Source organism: Chryseobacterium sp. CS2K3 (genome assembly GCF_059515185.1).
The window spans coordinates 252,897-270,787 of the sequence record NZ_JCAKRW010000001.1; the positions used below are offsets into that span (position 1 = coordinate 252,897).

Consider the following 17,891-nt stretch of genomic DNA (forward strand, 5'->3'; position numbering starts at 1 on the left):
ATTTTTGTTATCTTTGTCTATAAAAAAAATAGATTATGGATTTTTACAAGATTTTACTTAATGCCCACAAAGGATTCGGATATCTGGAATTACTTTTGGTTACATTATTTATCATTGCACTTTTAGCAACCATGTTTGGTTTCAGTGGAAAAGTGAACAAGTTTTTAAAGAAAACTACACTTTTCACAATGATTTTCTTTCACGTTCAATTTCTAGCAGGACTTTTCTTATTATTTGTTTCACCTGGTGTGAAGGCAGCTTTAGCTTCCGGAACATTAATGAGCGATGCCTATGCAAGATTTCAATATGTTGAACACCCATTTTCTATGCTTATTGCAGCAGTATTAATGACTATCGTTAACAAAAAGGTAAAGTCAAACGATACCATTTCCCTAGGGATTACCATTATGGGATTGATCGCAGTAGGTTTATTTGCATTTGCATTCCCTTGGACAAGGGTTTTCGGAGCTTAAAACAAACAAAGAAATTATATGCGTTATAATTTATAAATAGTTTAATCTTAAATTTTTAATTAAATCAATGAAAGTAGCTGTAGTAGGTTCAACAGGAATGGTTGGACAAGTTATGCTTAAAGTTTTGGAGGAGAGAAACTTCCCTGTAACAGAATTAATCCCGGTAGCATCCGAAAAATCTGTAGGTAAGAAGGTGAAGTATAAACAGAAGGAATTTACTATTGTAAGCATGAAGGACGCTATAGCTGCTAAACCGGATATTGCGATCTTCTCTGCCGGAGGTTCTACTTCTCTTGAATTTGCCCCTTTATTTGCAGAAGCAGGAGTAACAGTAATCGACAATTCTTCAGCATGGAGAATGGACCCTGATAAAAAATTGGTTGTTCCGGAAATCAATGCTGATGTTTTAACAAAAGAAGACAAGATTATTGCAAATCCGAACTGTTCTACCATTCAGTTGGTTATGGTTTTAGGACCGTTGAACAAAAAATTTGATTTAAAAAGAGTAATTGTTTCTACCTATCAATCTGTAACAGGAACAGGAAAAGCTGCCGTAGACCAGTTAAATGGTGAAATCAGCGGAAATGAAGACACTGCAAAAGTATACCCATATCAGATCTTCAAAAATGCATTGCCTCATTGTGATGTATTCGCTGAGGATGATTATACTAAAGAAGAAATTAAACTGATGAAAGAGCCTAAGAAAATCTTGGGTGACGACACATTCAATTTAACAGCAACAGCAGTAAGAGTTCCGGTACAGGGAGGTCACTCAGAAAGTGTAAACATTGAATTTGAAAACGAATTCGAACTGGACGAAGTAAGAAAAATCTTATCCGAAACACCGGGAGTTGTAGTAATGGATGACGTGAAAAACAACCACTACCCGATGCCGTTGTATTCTGAAGGAAAAGACGAAGTTTTCGTAGGAAGAATCAGACGAGACCTGTCGCAGCCGAAAACGCTTAATCTCTGGATTGTGGCAGACAATCTAAGGAAAGGAGCCGCAACCAACGCTGTACAAATTGCAGAATACCTTGTAGCAAACAACTTAGTATAAACTAACAAAACAAAAAAGAGTCTCAGAATTGAGATTCTTTTTTTTATCAAACATAGTATGAATACCCAGAAGAATACCCACAAAGACAAAATAGGATTCCAGAAGATCATTGCTGCTTTCGGAGTCATTCTTTTCGTTGGCAAAATCATCGCCTGGAAACTTACCAATTCTGATGCTGTATTTTCTGATGCAATGGAAAGTATTGTAAATGTTATCAGCGCATTTATGGGGCTTTATTCACTCCATCTTGCAGCTAAACCCAAAGATGAAGACCATCCGTACGGTCATGGTAAAGTAGAATTCGTTACTTCAGGTATTGAAGGAGCTCTAATTGCCATTGCAGGACTTATGATCATCTATGAAGGCGTACACAGTCTTATCGTAGGGAAAACCCTGAGCAAAATTGATCTGGGAATCTGGATCATTGCAGCAACAGCTGTTATCAATTATCTCTTAGGATATATTTCCATCAAAAAAGGTAAAAAAGAAAATTCTCTGGTACTTATTTCTTCAGGAAAACATCTTCAGTCTGATACCATTACAACACTTGGCGTAGTAGCCAGTTTAATTATTGTATACTTTACAAAAATCTATTGGCTGGATTCCGTAGTAGCATTAGTTTTTGGGCTTTATATCATCTTTGTAGGCTATAAGATCGTTCGGAAATCATTAAGCGGAATTATGGATGAACAGGACCCGGAAATTTTAAACCAGGTCATCAGAATCCTTGAAGAAAACAGACAAATAGAATGGATTGATGTGCACAACATGAAAATCCAGCAATTTGGCGCTTCACTTCATATAGATGCTCACATTACACTTCCCTGGTATTATGATCTTCGCGATGCTCACAGCGAAATGGAAAAAGTAATTATTCTTCTTGCTAAAAATATCAAACGCAGTATTGAATTCAATTTTCATATGGATGACTGTAAACCTGTCTCATGTCCTGTATGTCAGATTAAAGACTGTCCTGTTCGTGAAAAAGACTTTATAAAAAGAGTAGAATGGACTCCTGAAAATGTAACCAGTGTGGATAAACATACTATAGAATAGTCAACACCTTATTCTAACTTTTATTATTCTTAATCATCATCTGCTTTCTATAATAAAACATAGGAATGATCAACAGAATAATCAAAGGCTGAATGACAAATCTCCTCATATAAAAAGAAAAAAGGTACCCTATTCCAAATTGATCATAAATACAGTAAAAATAAATAGGCAAAGCAATAGCAAAAACGATCATCATCATCACAGCTCCCTGCATTGTCCATTCTTTATTTTTAAAAATTCCCTGAATAATCAAACAAGAAAAAAGCAGATTTAAAGCAAATCTGAAAAAATGTCCCAGGATTAATTTTCCCCATTCAAAAGATGGGAAATCAATATTCTTATTCGCTTCATGAAAATAGCCCAGAAAAGGATCATAAAAAAGACTTTCCTCCAATCCCCTTACGCCTATCAGACCACAGATTCCTAAAATAATTAAAATCCAGTTAAGCACTTTCATGTTTCAAAGCAAAAAATTTAATCCATATCAGCCAAAGTACAACAACACTTCCATAGATTACAGCAGGAAATACAAAATCATGAAACATTTTTCCGTATTCCTTGTGTTCTGCCATCACTATATTTAAACCTACAATCCGTAAAAGATTCATAATATAAAGTATAACCAAGCCTGCCCCTACAAAAACAAAGGTTTTAGCACCTTTATAAAATGCAAAAACAAAAGAAACAAACAGAATCATTACAGAAATAGCATTGCATCCTTCCACCATTCTCGTTACATATTGCTCTTTCACATAAAACCAAACCTGTTCATTCTTCACATCATCATAAAGTGCTGACGGATAATTCAACACATTCTGAACAGCATTTACCTGATTTGCTATAATCCTCGAAAAAGGGTCCAGCCCGAAATCCTTGCTTTCATTCAGATAAAATTGATAAGCAAAAAGCAACACCAAATAAATAATGATGAAACGAAGTAAAATACCTAATACCGGCTTAAAGTCCTTTAGCATACTACAAAGATAAAAATTCGATTGTAATATACTGAACACGAAGCAAGAAAGTTCAAATCCCTTTCTATCAAAGCAATTAAAGCAATAAAAAGCCACCATAAAGTGATAAATTATTGTAATTATCGCTTTACAATTGAAAAAATATATACTAAATCATCTATTTTCTTCAAATCCTTTTCACCTCTAAAACAAAATTAACTCCCTATTTACAACTCACGTTAAATTAGTATATTTGTTTTCATATTATGACTTCCGAAAACGCAAAAAGATTTTTCGAAAACAAATTGGGGGAAAAATCCACTGAATTTATCACACTGGCTCAAAGTGGTTCGGCGAGAGTAAATTTCCTGTCCGAAACAGATTCTGAAAAATACATCATCACCTACAATGAAAATATTCCGGAGAACGAAAGTTTTCTTTATTATTCTCAGGTTTTCTCAGACTTAAAACTCAATACACCTGCTATCATTGCCATTTCAGATGACAGAAAAATGTATGTACAGGAGTTTTTAGGGGCAAAAACCTTATCCGAAGTTATTACTGAAGAAAACCTATCCACTAGAGTAAAAACTTTGGTACAACAAACACTCCAAAAGCTTTTTACATTACAAACGGCAACACAAGGAAAGATTGACTTCACCAAAACCTTTGAATATGAAAGCTATGATGAACTTCCGATCATTCATGACCTTTATTATTTTAAAAATTTTGTTGCAGACGTTCTCGAGATTGAATACAACAAATCGACTCTGCTGAAAGAGTTTAAAAAAATAGCTGAGCTGGTTGAAAACATCGAACCCAAAGGAATCATGATTCGTGATTTTCAGGCAAGAAATATAATGGTAAATGAAAACAATGAAGTCTCTTTCATTGATTACCAATCTGCAATGAAAGGTCCTTTAATGTATGATGTCATCTCATTCTTATTTCAGGCAAAAGCCAATTTCCCTGAAAATTTTAAAAATGAAATGCTTAATTTCTATATACAATTATTTGAAAGCCAAGAAATCCAGACTCAACTAAGAAATTCGGTAAAACCAATTCAAATGATGAGATTCCTTCAGGTACTGGGAGCCTATGGATTCAGAGGATTGATCCAAAGAAAACAACATTTCATGGCAAGCCTGGAACAAGGGATTCAAAATATCACCCAATTTGCTTATTCCTGGGATGAAATGAAAAATTATCCGGAACTCAGAAAAGTCATAGAACAATTGACTTCTTATCAATCAGAACAGAAGATTAAAGAAATAGTAAATTTAAATCATTAAGCTGCTTAAAATACCTTAGTGGTTTAATCTCCATTAGTAAATAAAATAAATAAGAACATGCTACACATCGACATACACAGTTTTTCCTACAAGAAAGGCGGAATTCCAAAAGATGATTCAGGAAACGGAGGCGGCTTTGCTTTTGACTGCAGAGGAATTTTAAATCCGGGAAGAATTGAAGAATATAAAAGCCAGACCGGTAATGATATCGGGGTTCAGGAATATCTTGAAACAAAAACTGAAATGCCAAAGTTTTTAGAGCTGATAAAATCACTTGTATCTATAAATATTGATGATTACCTGGCAAGAGGATTTGAAAACCTTCAGATCAATTTCGGATGTACTGGCGGGCAGCACAGATCTGTATATTCTGCAATAAAAATTGCGGAATTCATCAAAGAAAAATATCCGAACGGAACAAAAATAACGATCCACCACGACGAACAACCACAACTGAACATTAGTAATCAATAATGAAACATCAGTAATACTATTATTACAATTTTCAATTATTACTCCTTACTTATCACTTATACTCATATTATATGAAGGCTCTAATTTTCGCAGCAGGAAAAGGTACCAGGCTTAAGCCATTTACAGATCATCATCCGAAAGCGCTGGCAAAAGTAAATGGTATTCCTCTTTTGGAAAGAAATATCAATTATCTTAAAAGTTTCGGTATAAAAGATTTTGTGATTAACATCCATCACTTTGGAGATCAGATTGTTGATTTTTTAAATAAAAATGATAACTTCGGATGTAACATTGAGATTTCCGATGAAACCAATGAATTGCTGGAAACCGGAGGCGGCTTAATTTTTGCTAGAAAATTTCTTGATCACGGAGAAGATTTTTTAATCATGAATGCTGATATTTTAACCAATATAAATATCAATGCATTAGTAGAATATCATAAAAAGATAAAAGATTTTGCTACTTTAGCAGTTTCGGACCGTGAAAGTTCGAGAAAACTTCTTTTCAATGATGATATGGTTTTAAGAGGTTGGCTGAACGTACAAACAGGAGAACAAAGGCTCGCGGAATTCAATAAAGGATTTAAAGCACTTGCCTTTAGCGGGGTTCACTGTATCAATCCTGTCATCTTTGAAAAAATAAAAAGAAAAGGCAAATTTTCTGTTATGGAAGAATATCTGGACTTAATGCAGACCGAGCATATTCACGGTTATGTGCATGACAGTATTCTGATAGATGTCGGAAGACCACAATCTGTAATAGAAGCCGAAAAACATTTTAAATAATTCTTGCAAATGGAAATTGATGGAACTAGGGATGAAAGTTTAGTAAATCCGGAATTTGACATTAACGAAACAAAGCTGCACAACAGCTTCAGACAAAAAACATGGGATGAAACAATCACCAAAGACAGCTGGATGGTCTTCAAGATCATGGCTGAATTTGTAGATGGGTATGAAAAACTTGCCAAGATTGGTCCATGTGTATCAATTTTCGGTTCAGCACGTCTGAAGCCGGAAAATAAGTACTACGAAATGGCTGTTGAAATTGCTGAGAAAATCACCAAATTAGGTTTCGGAATCATTACCGGAGGTGGTCCCGGAATCATGGAAGCTGGAAATAAAGGGGCTTTCAATGCTAAAGGCAAATCCATCGGACTTAATATTGATCTTCCATTTGAACAACACTTTAACCCTTATATCAATAAATCCTATTCTATGAACTTTGATTACTTTTTCGTAAGAAAAGTAATGTTTGTGAAATATTCTCAAGGTTTTGTAGTAATGCCGGGAGGTTTTGGTACTTTAGATGAATTGACTGAGGCAATGACTCTTATCCAAACCAACAAAATTGGTAAGTTTCCAATTGTATTGGTAGGAAGCGAATTTTGGGGTGGATTATTAGATTGGTTCAAGGCAACACTGTTAAAAGAGGGCATGATCGCAGAAGATGATCTTGATCTTTACAGGGTGGTAGACACTGCTGATGAGGCAGTAGCGCACATTAAGGCTTTTTATGATAAGTATTCTGTGAATGTAAATTTTTAATTGGCATATTATTTGTGACCTATAACTAACAAGTATGATTGTAAATCTATTAATTAAGATGAAAAAACTTTTATATATATCAGGAATTTTAACATTTTTTGTGTTAATGAGTTTTATGTATGTAGACTTTTTCTCTTCAATGACCAAGGTGGATTATATTGATGGAAGCAAGACATTGAAGTTTACCACAAAAATGAATACAAGCCATATCTCTGATGCAATTAAGATCAATCCGAACACAGCAGGATTTGAAGCAGAAGTGAAAAAATATGTGAATAATAACTTTGATGTATTTGTGAATGGTGCTCCCAAAACAATTACCTTCACCGGCAGTCAGATAAGCGGAGAAACTGTATGGGTATATTTTGAAACCGGAGGGGTTTCGGATATCAATACCTTAAAGATAAAAAATACGATCCTTTTAAGCGCTTTTCCGAAGCAGATCAACCTGGTTAATATTGCCTATAAAGGCAGCCAGAAAACGATGAACTTCCAAAGAGGAAAAGAAGTGAATGAAGTTTCTTTTTAATCAAATAATTTTGTAATATAAAACCACTGCTGGATGTAGTGGTTTTTTGTTTGCAATTATTTTTAACTAAGAAGTGTCTTTTGATTGCCGAAGAAACTTTATTGACCTGCATTCGTTTAGAAAAAAATCCTTACTACTACTAATAATAATAATAATAATCTCTTTATACATTCTCTAGTAAGAGATATATCAGCTAAGGATACATAAATGAAAAAACCGGTTCTACTGAACCGGTTTTGAGATTATAGAGCAATAATAATTATTGTCCTTTAATTTTGAATTCATCAATCTGCCATGTTGCAGCAGCAGATGTTGTAGAAGTATATTTAAATGCAATTCTTACGTTTTTACCCAAGAAAGCACTTAGATCAATATTTCCAGAGAACACCCAGTCTCCAAAAGCACCTGTATTAGTATCTAATGTTGCTTGTAGCGGAGTCCATGTTGTAGTATCTACATCTCCTGTATAATTATCAGTTGCAAAAATCTGAAGTGCATTTCCTGAATATCTTACATCAGAAGTAAAGGTTACAGAAGCTTTAGATTTTCCTACTAAGCTTACCGCTTTTGAAATTAGCCAGTCTTCGTTGGCAAAGTTATTATTAGCTCCACCTGCATTTCCATTCATATATGCATAGTAATTACTTCCGTTTCCTCCCTGGTTAATAGATTGCCAGAATTGGTTAGGACCTACTTTATTTACAGTAGTCCAATCTGCACCGAAACCTCCGGCACCAAAACTATCGCTGTAAATAACAGGAAGTGGTGTATAAACGCTGCCATCACATCTTGTAGGATTAGTAAAACGTACATCTGTAAGCTGAGTAATCCATAACTGGTAACTGTTATTATAAACACTTAGAATAGCATAGATATCTCCTTTTCCTCCAGAAACTTCAATTGCTCCTGCAGTTTTTATTCCGAACGTAGCTTTTCCGCTGGTCCTTAAATCTATTGTATTTCCGAAGCAGTCTTCTAATGTTCTGTTTGATGTATTTGTTCCTTCAGCATAAGTTCTTCCAAGATCGCCATTAATAAATTCAACATCTTTAATTTTGATCCATCTTCCTACATCAGCCATTGTTAATTGAGAAATAGTTTTTTCTGTAGCTACTACTGGTCTTGCTGGAGTATTGGAATCGAATAAATACTGATAAACATCTTCTTCTTTAATTCTGTACCCTATTGTTGTAGAGCTATCATTAGAACCTAGCTGAAGTTCACCGTTAACGTTTCTGATATAAAGACCTTTTAATTTGATCATCAGATCTTTTCCTAACTTAAATCTACTGTCAAGATATAGATCAGTTTTATTGATGTTTACTTTAATACCTCCAGTTGCATCTTCAATATAAAGGTATTTGAATAAGTTAGAAGACTCATCATTAGCCGTAACCTGTCCTTTTACATAGAAGTCTCCTGTAATCTGAACCAAACCACCTGAAGCTAATCCTGCAGCCAGTTGCTTCACATCAGCCACTGTTTTAGCAGTAAGACCGTTATCACTAAATCTACAAGGATTATTTGGTAGTAAATCTAAACGTGGGAAGTGGTGATCTATTCCATCCGCACTTACTCCTTCCATATCTAAATCAGCTACTTTATTAATGTAAATCTGAGTTGTACTGTTAAACTTACTGTAAATACCCGTCATTTTCCCTTTACCTGCAGGCAGGGTCTGGTTTGCAAATGAAGCATATCCACTGTTTCTTACAACTCCTGTTGTGGTATATTTCTTTGTTGTTTCATTATATTTTTCACCAATTCCTCTGTCTACAGTCTGTCCGTTAGGGGCAAATGTTGAACATAAAGATCTTGAGTCAAATTCTACTTCAGGTAACTGAACTAAACACCCGATTAAATCTTCGTTAGTTGCTAATTCCGCTAAAGTTTTAATCAATGGTTTAATTTCACCTCTTGTTGTACAAGATCTGAAAATAACATTAGGAACTGCTTTTTCCGGAATTCTGGAAACAGCATTAACACCGGATTCTCCCCCTGTTCTTACTCCTAACTGCACTACATTTCCATAAGTACCTACAGCAAGTCCGTTAAGTTTAATGTAAATTTTAGATCCTTGAGGAAATCTTGTATAAGAACTCACCAGATCAACACTAATTGTAAAACCGTGTGTAGGGTTTTCTAATGCATCCTGAATATAGATTGTTTTGTAAATATTCCCTGTTTCATCCGTAGAAGTAACATAACCCTGGATATATAAATCATCACTTGGATCGTTTGGTGTTTTGTCTTCAGGAAAAACATATGCAACTTTACCTGGGTTATTTTCAGTAAATTTCTTTTTCAATTCACCCAATGTAACATTAGCCTGAAAGTCCTGAACACATTGGTAACCTTGAAGGTTTGGCTCATCATAATTATCATCCTGCACACAACCTACAGTTAGCAATAGAGAAGCAGCAGCAATAAAAATATATTTTAAAAATGGATTATACTTTTTCATTATCGTTGTTATTAGAATCTTAAATAAACATTAGTAAAGAATGTTCTTCCTCTGTCATACCATAGTTTTGGACCGAAGTAAGGTGTTCCTCTTTGGTATTCTGCTAGTGCATCCGGGAAGTTGGCATATCTTCCTTGCTCAAATCCACCAGTTACATAATTTCTGTTATTTAAAATATTATTTACTGAAACACTCACCCCTACTCTATATTTTCCGAATTGGAAAGATTTACCGGCATTGGCGTTCAGCATAAACTGATCATCAAATTTCGTTTGTGCGGTTAACATCTGAACAAGTTCCGGTGTAACGCCGTCATATAGCATGCCTCCTGTATTTGGAATCGTGTACATTGCAGCTGTTTTGTTGATTGCAGAGAAATCCAGATACTGATCCATCAGATAGTTAGCTGATGCTCCCACCCACCAGTATTTAGGTGAATTGTATTTTAATCCTAATGAGAATGCTTTCTGAGGTGTTCCTGCTACTTTATAATTCTTGATATTAGCTGTACCGTAGCTTCTGAATGAATTAAGGTCATCAAATGTATATACGTTAGGAGTATTTGTAAATTTATATTCACCAATACTTGCTACCCCTACCGCATTAATCGTAGGTGTAACTTTTACATCGAAGCCTAATTCTGCACCAAGATATCTCTTATCAGCACCACTCATAGCTTCATTTACCAACGTATTATATGAACCTGTATTATTGGAAGAAACGGCTAAGTAATATCTGGAAATTTCCGTAGAGTTACTGATCGTAGTATAATATCCTGAAACTCTAAGTTTCAAAATCTGCCCCCTCATGATATAGCTGATATCATTTGAATTAATCACCTGATTTTTAACTCCAGGGGTTAAGAAGTCTCCTGCTCTTGGATTAATATAGATTTCATTAAATGTAGGTGCTAAACTGAATAAAGCCCCGTTATAAACGATGAAATTTTTACCGTTGATCTTGTAAGTGATTTTCCCTTTAATTCCGGCATCTAATGCACTATATACAGCACTCTTTCCTTTTGAGTTATCCATAAACAATGCATTTCTGAACTTCCCATCTCTGTAGGATTCAGAATAAGAAGAGAATACTGAAGCCACAATATTCCATTTGCTGAAATCAACCTCAGTAGAAATATTTAATGAGTAATGATTTTTAGTCAATTCATAAGAATATTGAGTTCTGTCTCCTACCCTAACCTCTGTGTTAGGATCATCAACATTATATTGAACATCATTATTAAAAGCATTAAGGTTATTTGCATAATTAGCTCCTAATAAATCTTTAATTCTTCTGAAATTATCAGATTTAAGATTCTGATAATTGAAGTTAATATTCAATTTCCAGTTATCCTTTAGCCTTGTATCAAAGTGTGATGCAAAATTGAATGTTTTATCTTTATTTACATCCTCTACCAATGTATAAGAAGCTCCCCTCTTAGACTTATCCATATTCAAAAGATTCAAACGATTGGAATTATACATATAATTCCAGTCGATCTGAGCCTGTTCTCTGAATTCATCAGCCGTCAAAAGCCCAAAGCTTGGTAATTTTCTGTAATATGTTGGGTTCGGATCTGCAGCGTGATACCAGTCTAGTCGGCTTCTTGCATCGCTACCGAACTGATAAGATACTGTATTGATCCAGTTTGAATTTTTACCCACTTTTAGATAATCGGTCAACATGAATACCGGCTCATAAACATTTCTGATTCTGGAGTTTCTTTTTTCTCCATCCTGCCATCCCCAGTAAGAGTTGTAATTTTTTCCCATAAGGTCATAAACCTCTTGGGTGTTTGGAGAATTTGAAGCTCTGTAAGTAGGAGATCCGAAAGCTGTTAAGTTAATAGAGTGTCTGTCACTAAACTTTTTTTCAATAGAAGCAAAATATCCATAAGCATCCTGATATACACCATCAAGGATTGCTCTGTCTCCCCATCTTCTGCTTGCTGAGAATGTAAATGCCCATCCATTTTTAGTAAGTCCTGAAGAATAGGTTGCGATTGCTCTGTGAAGGTAACTTCTGTTAGTAAATGAATATGCTAATGAAGTCTGTTTTCTATAGCTGGAAGCTCTTGTATTATAATAAACAGCACCTCCTAAATTACCAAAAGTATATTCTGAGGGAGTGATGTTATCTACATTTTCATAAGGGTATCTTGTCACATCATTCAGACCTCCCCAGTTATTAAAGTCTATTTTTCCATCATCGTTTTTAGACATGGAAACTCCATTAAATAATACATCCTCAAATCTATTGTCTACCCCTCTAGGTCTGAACCAGTAAGCACCCAGTTCAAAAGCGGAAACATTTTGGAAAGCATCTCTTCCTGAGCTTAAAAGCCCTACTGTAGGCTGCATTGATGAACCTCCATCTTCGGTATCATTTGCTGAATCATCAATAACTATTACTCCTGCATCTGATCCTAAGTTGTAATTAAGTGTAATAACACCTAAGTCTTTTCTCTTCTCATCACCAGTCACGTCAAACTCTACAATCTTAGACTCAAAGTTTGGTTTTGTTACTGTGATAAGATAATGGCCAGGTTTTAAATCCACAAACTGGAAGTACCCAATTTTATCCGCTGCAATATCATTGCTGGATTCTGCTAGATCTACTTCTGCTTTCTCTAAAGGCTTACCTTCCTGATCTTTAACATACGCATAAACAGTAGTTTGCGCAAAGTAAAAAGATGCAGGCATTAAAGTAAACAAAGAGATTAGGGATAGTTTTTTAATCATAATAAACTTATTTTTAACTCCTTCTTTATTTAAAGGGCAACAAATTTAGGACTATTTTCATTAACTCAAACATTTTTAGCTATTTATTCTATTAATTTTTCTTAACCTCTCATAATTATCCTAAAAAAAACGCCCTATTTTAATGGATCACAAAAAATGAAAATCATTTTCTCTAAAAAAACTTTAACAATCATGTATTATCATTATTAATTTCAAAACAAATAATTTATTTCGGGAAAAATCAACTAATTATCAATATAGCTTTCAACACATATCTTTTCGTCATTCAATCTGATACTTAATCTTTTCTTAAACTAAACTCAGAGCATTTTACTCTTTATTGTTATATAAAATTAGTAATTTTACCCCCTCAATTTTTTGAATATACTAAGAATATGAAAAAATATTTAATCATTGCTGCCTTGTTTTGCTTTGGTTCTGCTTTCTCACAACAGAAACAGGTACGAAGAGCAGCTGTCGCATTCCTAAACGTAGAAAACCTTTGGGATACCATTCCTTCTGCAGATTATATTGACGGAACATTGCCTCGTTCCAATCCCAAGTTTCACAGAAGTGTACCCGTAGACTCTCTTAAATTTCTTGAAACGACAGAAGACTATAAAGGAGAATGGAGTGATGATCTTTTGATTGGAAAAAAAGTAATCAGAAAACAATTCTTATCTGAAGATTTTACAGCAAACAGCCCAAAAAGATGGGGAACAAAGTACTATAATCAAAAACTGGCAAACGAAGCTAAGGTTATTTCTGAACTGGGAAGACAATATACCAATGACAATCCGGCAATCTGTGGATTAATCGAGGTTGAAAACAGACAGGTTATTGAAGATCTTATCAAGCAACCTGCGTTGGCAAAAAGCAACTATGGTATTGTACATTTTAATTCTTACGACTCCAGAGGTATTGATGTAGCGATTATCTATCAGAAAGGAAGATTTACCGTGCTTGATTCGTATAAAAAAGAGATTAAAATCTATGATGAAAACGGAAAAAGAGAATATACCAGAGATATTGTAATCGCAATAGGATTACTGGACGGTGAAAAAGTAGGTATCTTTATGAATCACTGGCCTTCCAGAAGAGGTGGTGAAGCCATCTCTCTTGCCAAAAGAAATACTGCTGCCACTGTTCTAAAAACAGAAATGGATAAAGTAACTGCAGAGAATCCTGGCATCAAATTATTCGCAATGGGTGACTATAACGATGATCCTGTAAGCCCAAGTTTGAAAAAACACCTTGCAGCTGTAGGTGATCCAAGTGAATTATCAGATAAGACTCCTTATTACAACTTAATGTATAAACTATATAAGGCTGGTGTAGCTTCTTTAGCCTATAGAGATGCTCCAAACTTATTTGATCAGATTATTGTTTCAAGAAACCTTTATTCTCCGGAAAAACTTACTCCTACTTATAGTATTTACAAAGCAGAGATTTATGCTCCGGCTTACTTAGTAAATAAAGAAGGACAGTGGAAAGGATATCCATTACGTTCTTGGGATGGAGACAGATTTACAGGAGGATACAGTGACCACTTCCCGGCGGTTTCTGTAGTTCAGAAAGAATTTGTTAAAAAATAATATAGAAAGGCACTCTTATTGGAGTGCTTTTTTTATATAAATAGTAAGAAGTCATGAAAAATTTAATCCTTCTATTGTGTATTGCTCTTATACCCTATGGCTGCTATTCTCAGAATACTCCGAAAAAAGATAAAGAGCAGTATGAAATGAAACCTTCAAAAAATGAAGACGGAGAATGGGACCTTACTGTAATTGACACTCAATTCGATTACTTTCTGAATGCTGTAGCTAAACCTATCAACCAGTATTCTGAGTCTTACCTGAAAACAAAAAATACATTTCTGGTCAATGAATGGAACAGTTATTATAACTCAGGAAGATATCCAAACATTATAGAATCCGGGATAGATTATGATCCTAAAGAAAATTACGGGATCAAATTTGAATATAAGCTATATCAGGTTTTTGTATATGTAAACTGGAAATACAAATTAAGAATGAACGGATTATCCGGAAGTGATGCTGTAAGGTGGTAATCGTCATTCACAATAAAAAAGGTTCAGAAAATTCTGAACCTTTTTTATTTTATAATAGTGAAAATTATTTGTTGAATAACTCCTCTACTTTATCCCAGTTTACAACTTCAAAGAAAGCAGAAACATAATCAGGTCTTCTGTTTTGGTAATTTAAGTAATAAGCGTGCTCCCAAACGTCTAATCCTAATACCGGAGTTCCTTTAACGTCTGCAACAGGCATTAATGGGTTATCCTGGTTTGGAGTAGAAGAAACAGATACAGAACCATCAGCATTTTTTACTAACCATGCCCATCCAGAACCAAATCTTGTTTTAGCAGCATCAGAAAAATCAGTTTTGAACTTATCAAGACCACCATAGTTTTCGATAGCAGCTTTTACGTTTCCTACTGGCTCTTTGCTTCCTCCAGGAGTTAAGATTTCCCAGAATAAAGAGTGGTTGAAATGTCCACCACCATTATTTCTTACTGCTGGCTTATCAGTTCCTGTCTGGCAGATCTCTTCGATAGTTTTTCCAGCTAGATCAGTTCCTTCGATTGCTTTATTTAAATTGTCAATATACGCCTGGTGGTGTTTCGTATAGTGGATTTCCATAGTTCTTGCATCGATAGTAGGCTCTAATGCATCGTATGCATATCCTAGTTTTGGTAATTCAAATGACATAATCTTTATTTTTAATGTTATACTTCAAAATTAGCCAATATTTAAGGTATTATCAAAGATTGGGGATTACTTTAATAAATCTTTAACATTGATACATTGATTTAGAATGAATTAAGTTTTAAAATATTTTTTTATTCAGTAGTTAGCTTAAAAATAAAAAGCACGGATCCTAGGGATTCGTGCTTTCTAATTAACAATAATTAAATTTATTTATTCATAGACATTAAGAATTCCTCATTGTTAAGGGTTCCTTTAATGTTCTTATCTACAAATTCCATTGCTTCTACAGGATTCATTTCAGAAAGATATTTTCTTAAAATCCACATTCTCTGTGAAGTCACTTCATCTAAAAGAAGATCATCTCTACGGGTACTGGACGAAACCAGATCAATTGCAGGATAAATTCTTCTGTTAGCAATTTTTCTATCCAACTGAAGCTCCATGTTACCTGTACCTTTGAATTCTTCAAAGATTACTTCATCCATTTTAGAACCAGTATCGATAAGCGCAGTAGCAATAATCGTTAAAGAACCACCGCCTTCAATCTTTCTTGCAGCTCCGAAGAATCTTTTCGGTTTGTGAAGTGCATTAGCATCTACCCCTCCGGAAAGAACCTTACCTGATGCAGGCGTTACGGTGTTGTAAGCTCTTGCCAATCTGGTAATAGAGTCTAATAGAATAACAACATCGTGTCCGCATTCTACCATTCTCTGTGCTTTTGCAAGAACCAGGTTAGCTACTTTTACGTGCTTTTCTGCTGCTTCGTCAAATGTAGAGGCAATAACTTCTGCATTTACACTTCTTTCCATATCAGTTACCTCTTCCGGACGTTCGTCAATCAGAAGAACCATCATATATACTTCCGGGTGGTTAGCCGCAATAGAATTAGCAATATCTTTAAGCAACATTGTCTTACCTGTTTTAGGCTGTGCAACAATCATTGCTCTTTGTCCTTTACCAATAGGTGCGAATAAATCAACAATTCTTGTAGAAACAGTAGATCCGCTTCCTGCAAGATTGAATTTTTCTTCAGGGAAAAGTGGGGTAAGGTATTCAAACGCTACTCTGTCTTTAATAAACGCAAGATCGCGTCCGTTAACTTCTGTAGGTCTTAATAATGAAAAATACTTTTCGCCTTCTTTAGGTAATCTTACAATTCCTTTTACTGTATCTCCGGTTTTTAAACCAAAGTTTCTGATTTGTGCTGTAGAAACATACACATCATCGGGAGAAGAGATATAGCTAAAATCTGATGAACGTAAGAATCCGTAGTTATCCGGTAAAATTTCCAACACCCCTTCAATGCTTACCATACCGTCAAAGTTGAACTCTTTCTTGTGGTCTGCATGTTCCTCAGCCTTTTCAGAATGTCTGTTTTGATTCTGATTAGGGTTTTGGTTTTGATGCTGATGTTGATTTTTATGTTGGTTTCCGCCGTTTTGCGGATGGTTATTTCCTCTTGGAGATTTATTAGCCTGTTGCTGTTGAGGATGGTTGGGCTTTTCGTCAGCCTGAGCAGGCTCTTGAGGTTCTGTGTTTTTAGGAGCTTCTGGTTTCTCCTGAGAGATTTCCGTATTACCTGTATTGGTAGGAACTCTTTTTCTTTTCTTTTTAGCGGCATTCGCTGTAGAGGCTTCTTCAGTTGCGATTACTGTTTCAGCTTTAGGCTCTTCAACTTTTACTTCTTCAGCAACCGGCAAACTTTCTTCTACTTTTTCCTCTACTATTGGTTCTGCCTGTGCTTTTGCATTCACTTTTGGCTTAGCTGGAGCTTTCTTTGGTGCAGCTTTTTTTGCCGGAGCCTTCACAGGTTTTTCTGCTGGGGCTTCTTCAGTATTTGCGCTGGTTTCGGTGGCGTTGAAATAATCTTTTGAGACTTTAGGGTTGGAAGCCTGAAAGTCAAGAATTGCAAAGATCTTGTCATTTTCATTGCTGTTTCTTGCAACTTTAACGCCCAAATCCTTTAAGATTTTAGTCAGTTCCGTTACGGATTTTGACCTTAACGTTTCTATGTTAAACATATTTAATGTAAAAATGTAATTAATTGTGAGTAAGAAAAGTAAGTCCGGTGACTTTTGTTTTCAAGTACATTGTATAATGCAAATCTACACTTATTTTTGAATTGTGCAAAATTTATGTTATTTTTGCCAAGAATTTAATATTCAATGCTACAGAGAATACAAACTATATGGACCCTATTAGCAGTTTTAGCTGCTGTTTTCCTTTTTATAACGGGACAGGATGTTGTTTTATCAGACACTATCCCGGTAATTAATATTGGAGCTATAGTACTTGTCATTATAGGTGCATTAAGTATTTTTAGTTTCAAAAACAGAAAAAGACAAATTTTGCTGAATACCATCAGCATCATTATAAACGCTTTGTTGATTGGTGTATTGGCGTACTGGTTACTAAACTTATCCGGAGGAATTCAGTTTCCTGAGAAGGGTATTGAGCCGATTTTCCCATTGATTGCGGTAATATGTCTGCTTATAGCAAACGTATACATCCGTAAAGATGAGAGGCTCGTAAAATCTGTAGACAGACTTCGATAGCCTTACAACGATTTT

At 34.9% G+C, this 17,891-nt stretch carries 17 protein-coding genes; 11 read left to right on the top strand and 6 right to left on the bottom strand.

Annotation, left to right across the window (positions count from 1 at the left end):
- Positions 1–35: 35 nt before the first annotated feature.
- From AC5YGG_RS01165 to AC5YGG_RS01175, 3 genes are all read left to right on the top strand, one after another.
- Entirely contained in the window at positions 36–473 is a 438-nt protein-coding gene (locus tag AC5YGG_RS01165; RefSeq protein WP_496142590.1) for a hypothetical protein, read from the top strand.
- Positions 474–540: 67 nt separating this feature from the next.
- Positions 541–1,533: an aspartate-semialdehyde dehydrogenase gene (locus AC5YGG_RS01170; RefSeq protein ID WP_496142591.1), complete on the top strand. Its 993-nt coding sequence runs from the start codon at positions 541–543 to the stop codon at positions 1,531–1,533.
- 57 nt (positions 1,534–1,590) lie between these two features.
- Positions 1,591–2,589 carry a cation diffusion facilitator family transporter gene (locus AC5YGG_RS01175; RefSeq protein ID WP_496142592.1) on the top strand — a complete coding sequence of 333 codons (999 nt, stop codon included), beginning with the start codon at positions 1,591–1,593 and terminating at the stop codon, positions 2,587–2,589.
- 13 nt (positions 2,590–2,602) lie between these two features.
- On the opposite strand, the gene AC5YGG_RS01180 is transcribed toward AC5YGG_RS01175, so the two are convergent.
- Together AC5YGG_RS01180 and xrtF are read right to left on the bottom strand one after the other, a co-directional pair.
- Positions 2,603–3,046 carry an exosortase F system-associated membrane protein gene (locus AC5YGG_RS01180; RefSeq protein WP_496142593.1) on the bottom strand — a complete coding sequence of 148 codons (444 nt, stop codon included), beginning with the start codon at positions 3,044–3,046 and terminating at the stop codon, positions 2,603–2,605.
- The gene (gene xrtF, locus AC5YGG_RS01185; protein ID WP_496142594.1) at positions 3,033–3,563 is read right to left on the bottom strand and encodes an exosortase family protein XrtF; all 531 of its coding nucleotides are present in this window, start codon (positions 3,561–3,563) and stop codon (positions 3,033–3,035) included. Before xrtF ends, AC5YGG_RS01180 begins: the two co-directional genes overlap by 14 nt.
- Positions 3,564–3,808: 245 nt before the next feature.
- Here xrtF and AC5YGG_RS01190 point away from each other — a divergent pair, with 245 nt between their 5' ends.
- The 5 genes from AC5YGG_RS01190 to AC5YGG_RS01210 all read left to right on the top strand — a co-directional run bounded on the left by AC5YGG_RS01190 (position 3,809) and on the right by AC5YGG_RS01210 (position 7,384).
- Positions 3,809–4,834, top strand: a complete 1,026-nt coding sequence (locus tag AC5YGG_RS01190) for an aminoglycoside phosphotransferase family protein (RefSeq protein WP_496142595.1) — start codon at positions 3,809–3,811, stop codon at positions 4,832–4,834.
- A 57-nt stretch (positions 4,835–4,891) separates the two neighbouring features.
- A complete protein-coding gene (locus tag AC5YGG_RS01195) occupies positions 4,892–5,308 on the top strand; it encodes a RapZ C-terminal domain-containing protein (protein ID WP_496142596.1) in 417 nt (138 codons plus the stop codon).
- A gap of 71 nt (positions 5,309–5,379) precedes the next feature.
- Positions 5,380–6,093, top strand: a complete 714-nt coding sequence (locus AC5YGG_RS01200) for a nucleotidyltransferase family protein (protein ID WP_496142597.1) — start codon at positions 5,380–5,382, stop codon at positions 6,091–6,093.
- A gap of 9 nt (positions 6,094–6,102) precedes the next feature.
- Positions 6,103–6,855: an LOG family protein gene (locus AC5YGG_RS01205; protein ID WP_076552105.1), complete on the top strand. Its 753-nt coding sequence runs from the start codon at positions 6,103–6,105 to the stop codon at positions 6,853–6,855.
- A 58-nt stretch (positions 6,856–6,913) separates the two neighbouring features.
- On the top strand, positions 6,914–7,384 hold the full coding sequence (locus AC5YGG_RS01210; RefSeq protein WP_228394029.1) for a DUF6702 family protein: 471 nt from the start codon (positions 6,914–6,916) through the stop codon (positions 7,382–7,384).
- Between the two features lie 259 nt (positions 7,385–7,643).
- Here AC5YGG_RS01210 and AC5YGG_RS01215 read toward each other — a convergent pair whose 3' ends face one another.
- Both AC5YGG_RS01215 and AC5YGG_RS01220 read right to left on the bottom strand, forming a co-directional pair.
- On the bottom strand, positions 7,644–9,848 hold the full coding sequence (locus AC5YGG_RS01215; RefSeq protein ID WP_496142598.1) for a DUF5689 domain-containing protein: 2,205 nt from the start codon (positions 9,846–9,848) through the stop codon (positions 7,644–7,646).
- 11 nt (positions 9,849–9,859) lie between these two features.
- The gene (locus AC5YGG_RS01220; protein ID WP_496142599.1) at positions 9,860–12,589 is read right to left on the bottom strand and encodes a carboxypeptidase regulatory-like domain-containing protein; all 2,730 of its coding nucleotides are present in this window, start codon (positions 12,587–12,589) and stop codon (positions 9,860–9,862) included.
- A 395-nt stretch (positions 12,590–12,984) separates the two neighbouring features.
- On the opposite strand from AC5YGG_RS01220, the gene AC5YGG_RS01225 reads away from it, so the two are divergent.
- Positions 12,985–14,184, top strand: coding sequence for an endonuclease/exonuclease/phosphatase family protein (locus AC5YGG_RS01225; RefSeq protein ID WP_496142600.1), 1,200 nt, complete (start codon positions 12,985–12,987; stop codon positions 14,182–14,184).
- Positions 14,185–14,237: 53 nt separating this feature from the next.
- On the top strand, positions 14,238–14,660 hold the full coding sequence (locus AC5YGG_RS01230; RefSeq protein WP_496142601.1) for a DUF6146 family protein: 423 nt from the start codon (positions 14,238–14,240) through the stop codon (positions 14,658–14,660).
- A 64-nt stretch (positions 14,661–14,724) separates the two neighbouring features.
- Here the strand turns inward: AC5YGG_RS01230 and AC5YGG_RS01235 are convergent, their stop codons facing one another.
- Positions 14,725–15,321 carry a superoxide dismutase gene (locus AC5YGG_RS01235; RefSeq protein ID WP_496142602.1) on the bottom strand — a complete coding sequence of 199 codons (597 nt, stop codon included), beginning with the start codon at positions 15,319–15,321 and terminating at the stop codon, positions 14,725–14,727.
- A gap of 206 nt (positions 15,322–15,527) precedes the next feature.
- The gene (rho, locus tag AC5YGG_RS01240; protein ID WP_496142603.1) at positions 15,528–17,342 is read right to left on the bottom strand and encodes a transcription termination factor Rho; all 1,815 of its coding nucleotides are present in this window, start codon (positions 17,340–17,342) and stop codon (positions 15,528–15,530) included.
- Between the two features lie 144 nt (positions 17,343–17,486).
- Here rho and AC5YGG_RS01245 point away from each other — a divergent pair, with 144 nt between their 5' ends.
- Entirely contained in the window at positions 17,487–17,876 is a 390-nt protein-coding gene (locus AC5YGG_RS01245) for a DUF4293 family protein (RefSeq protein WP_496142604.1), read from the top strand.
- Positions 17,877–17,891: the final 15 nt, after the last annotated feature.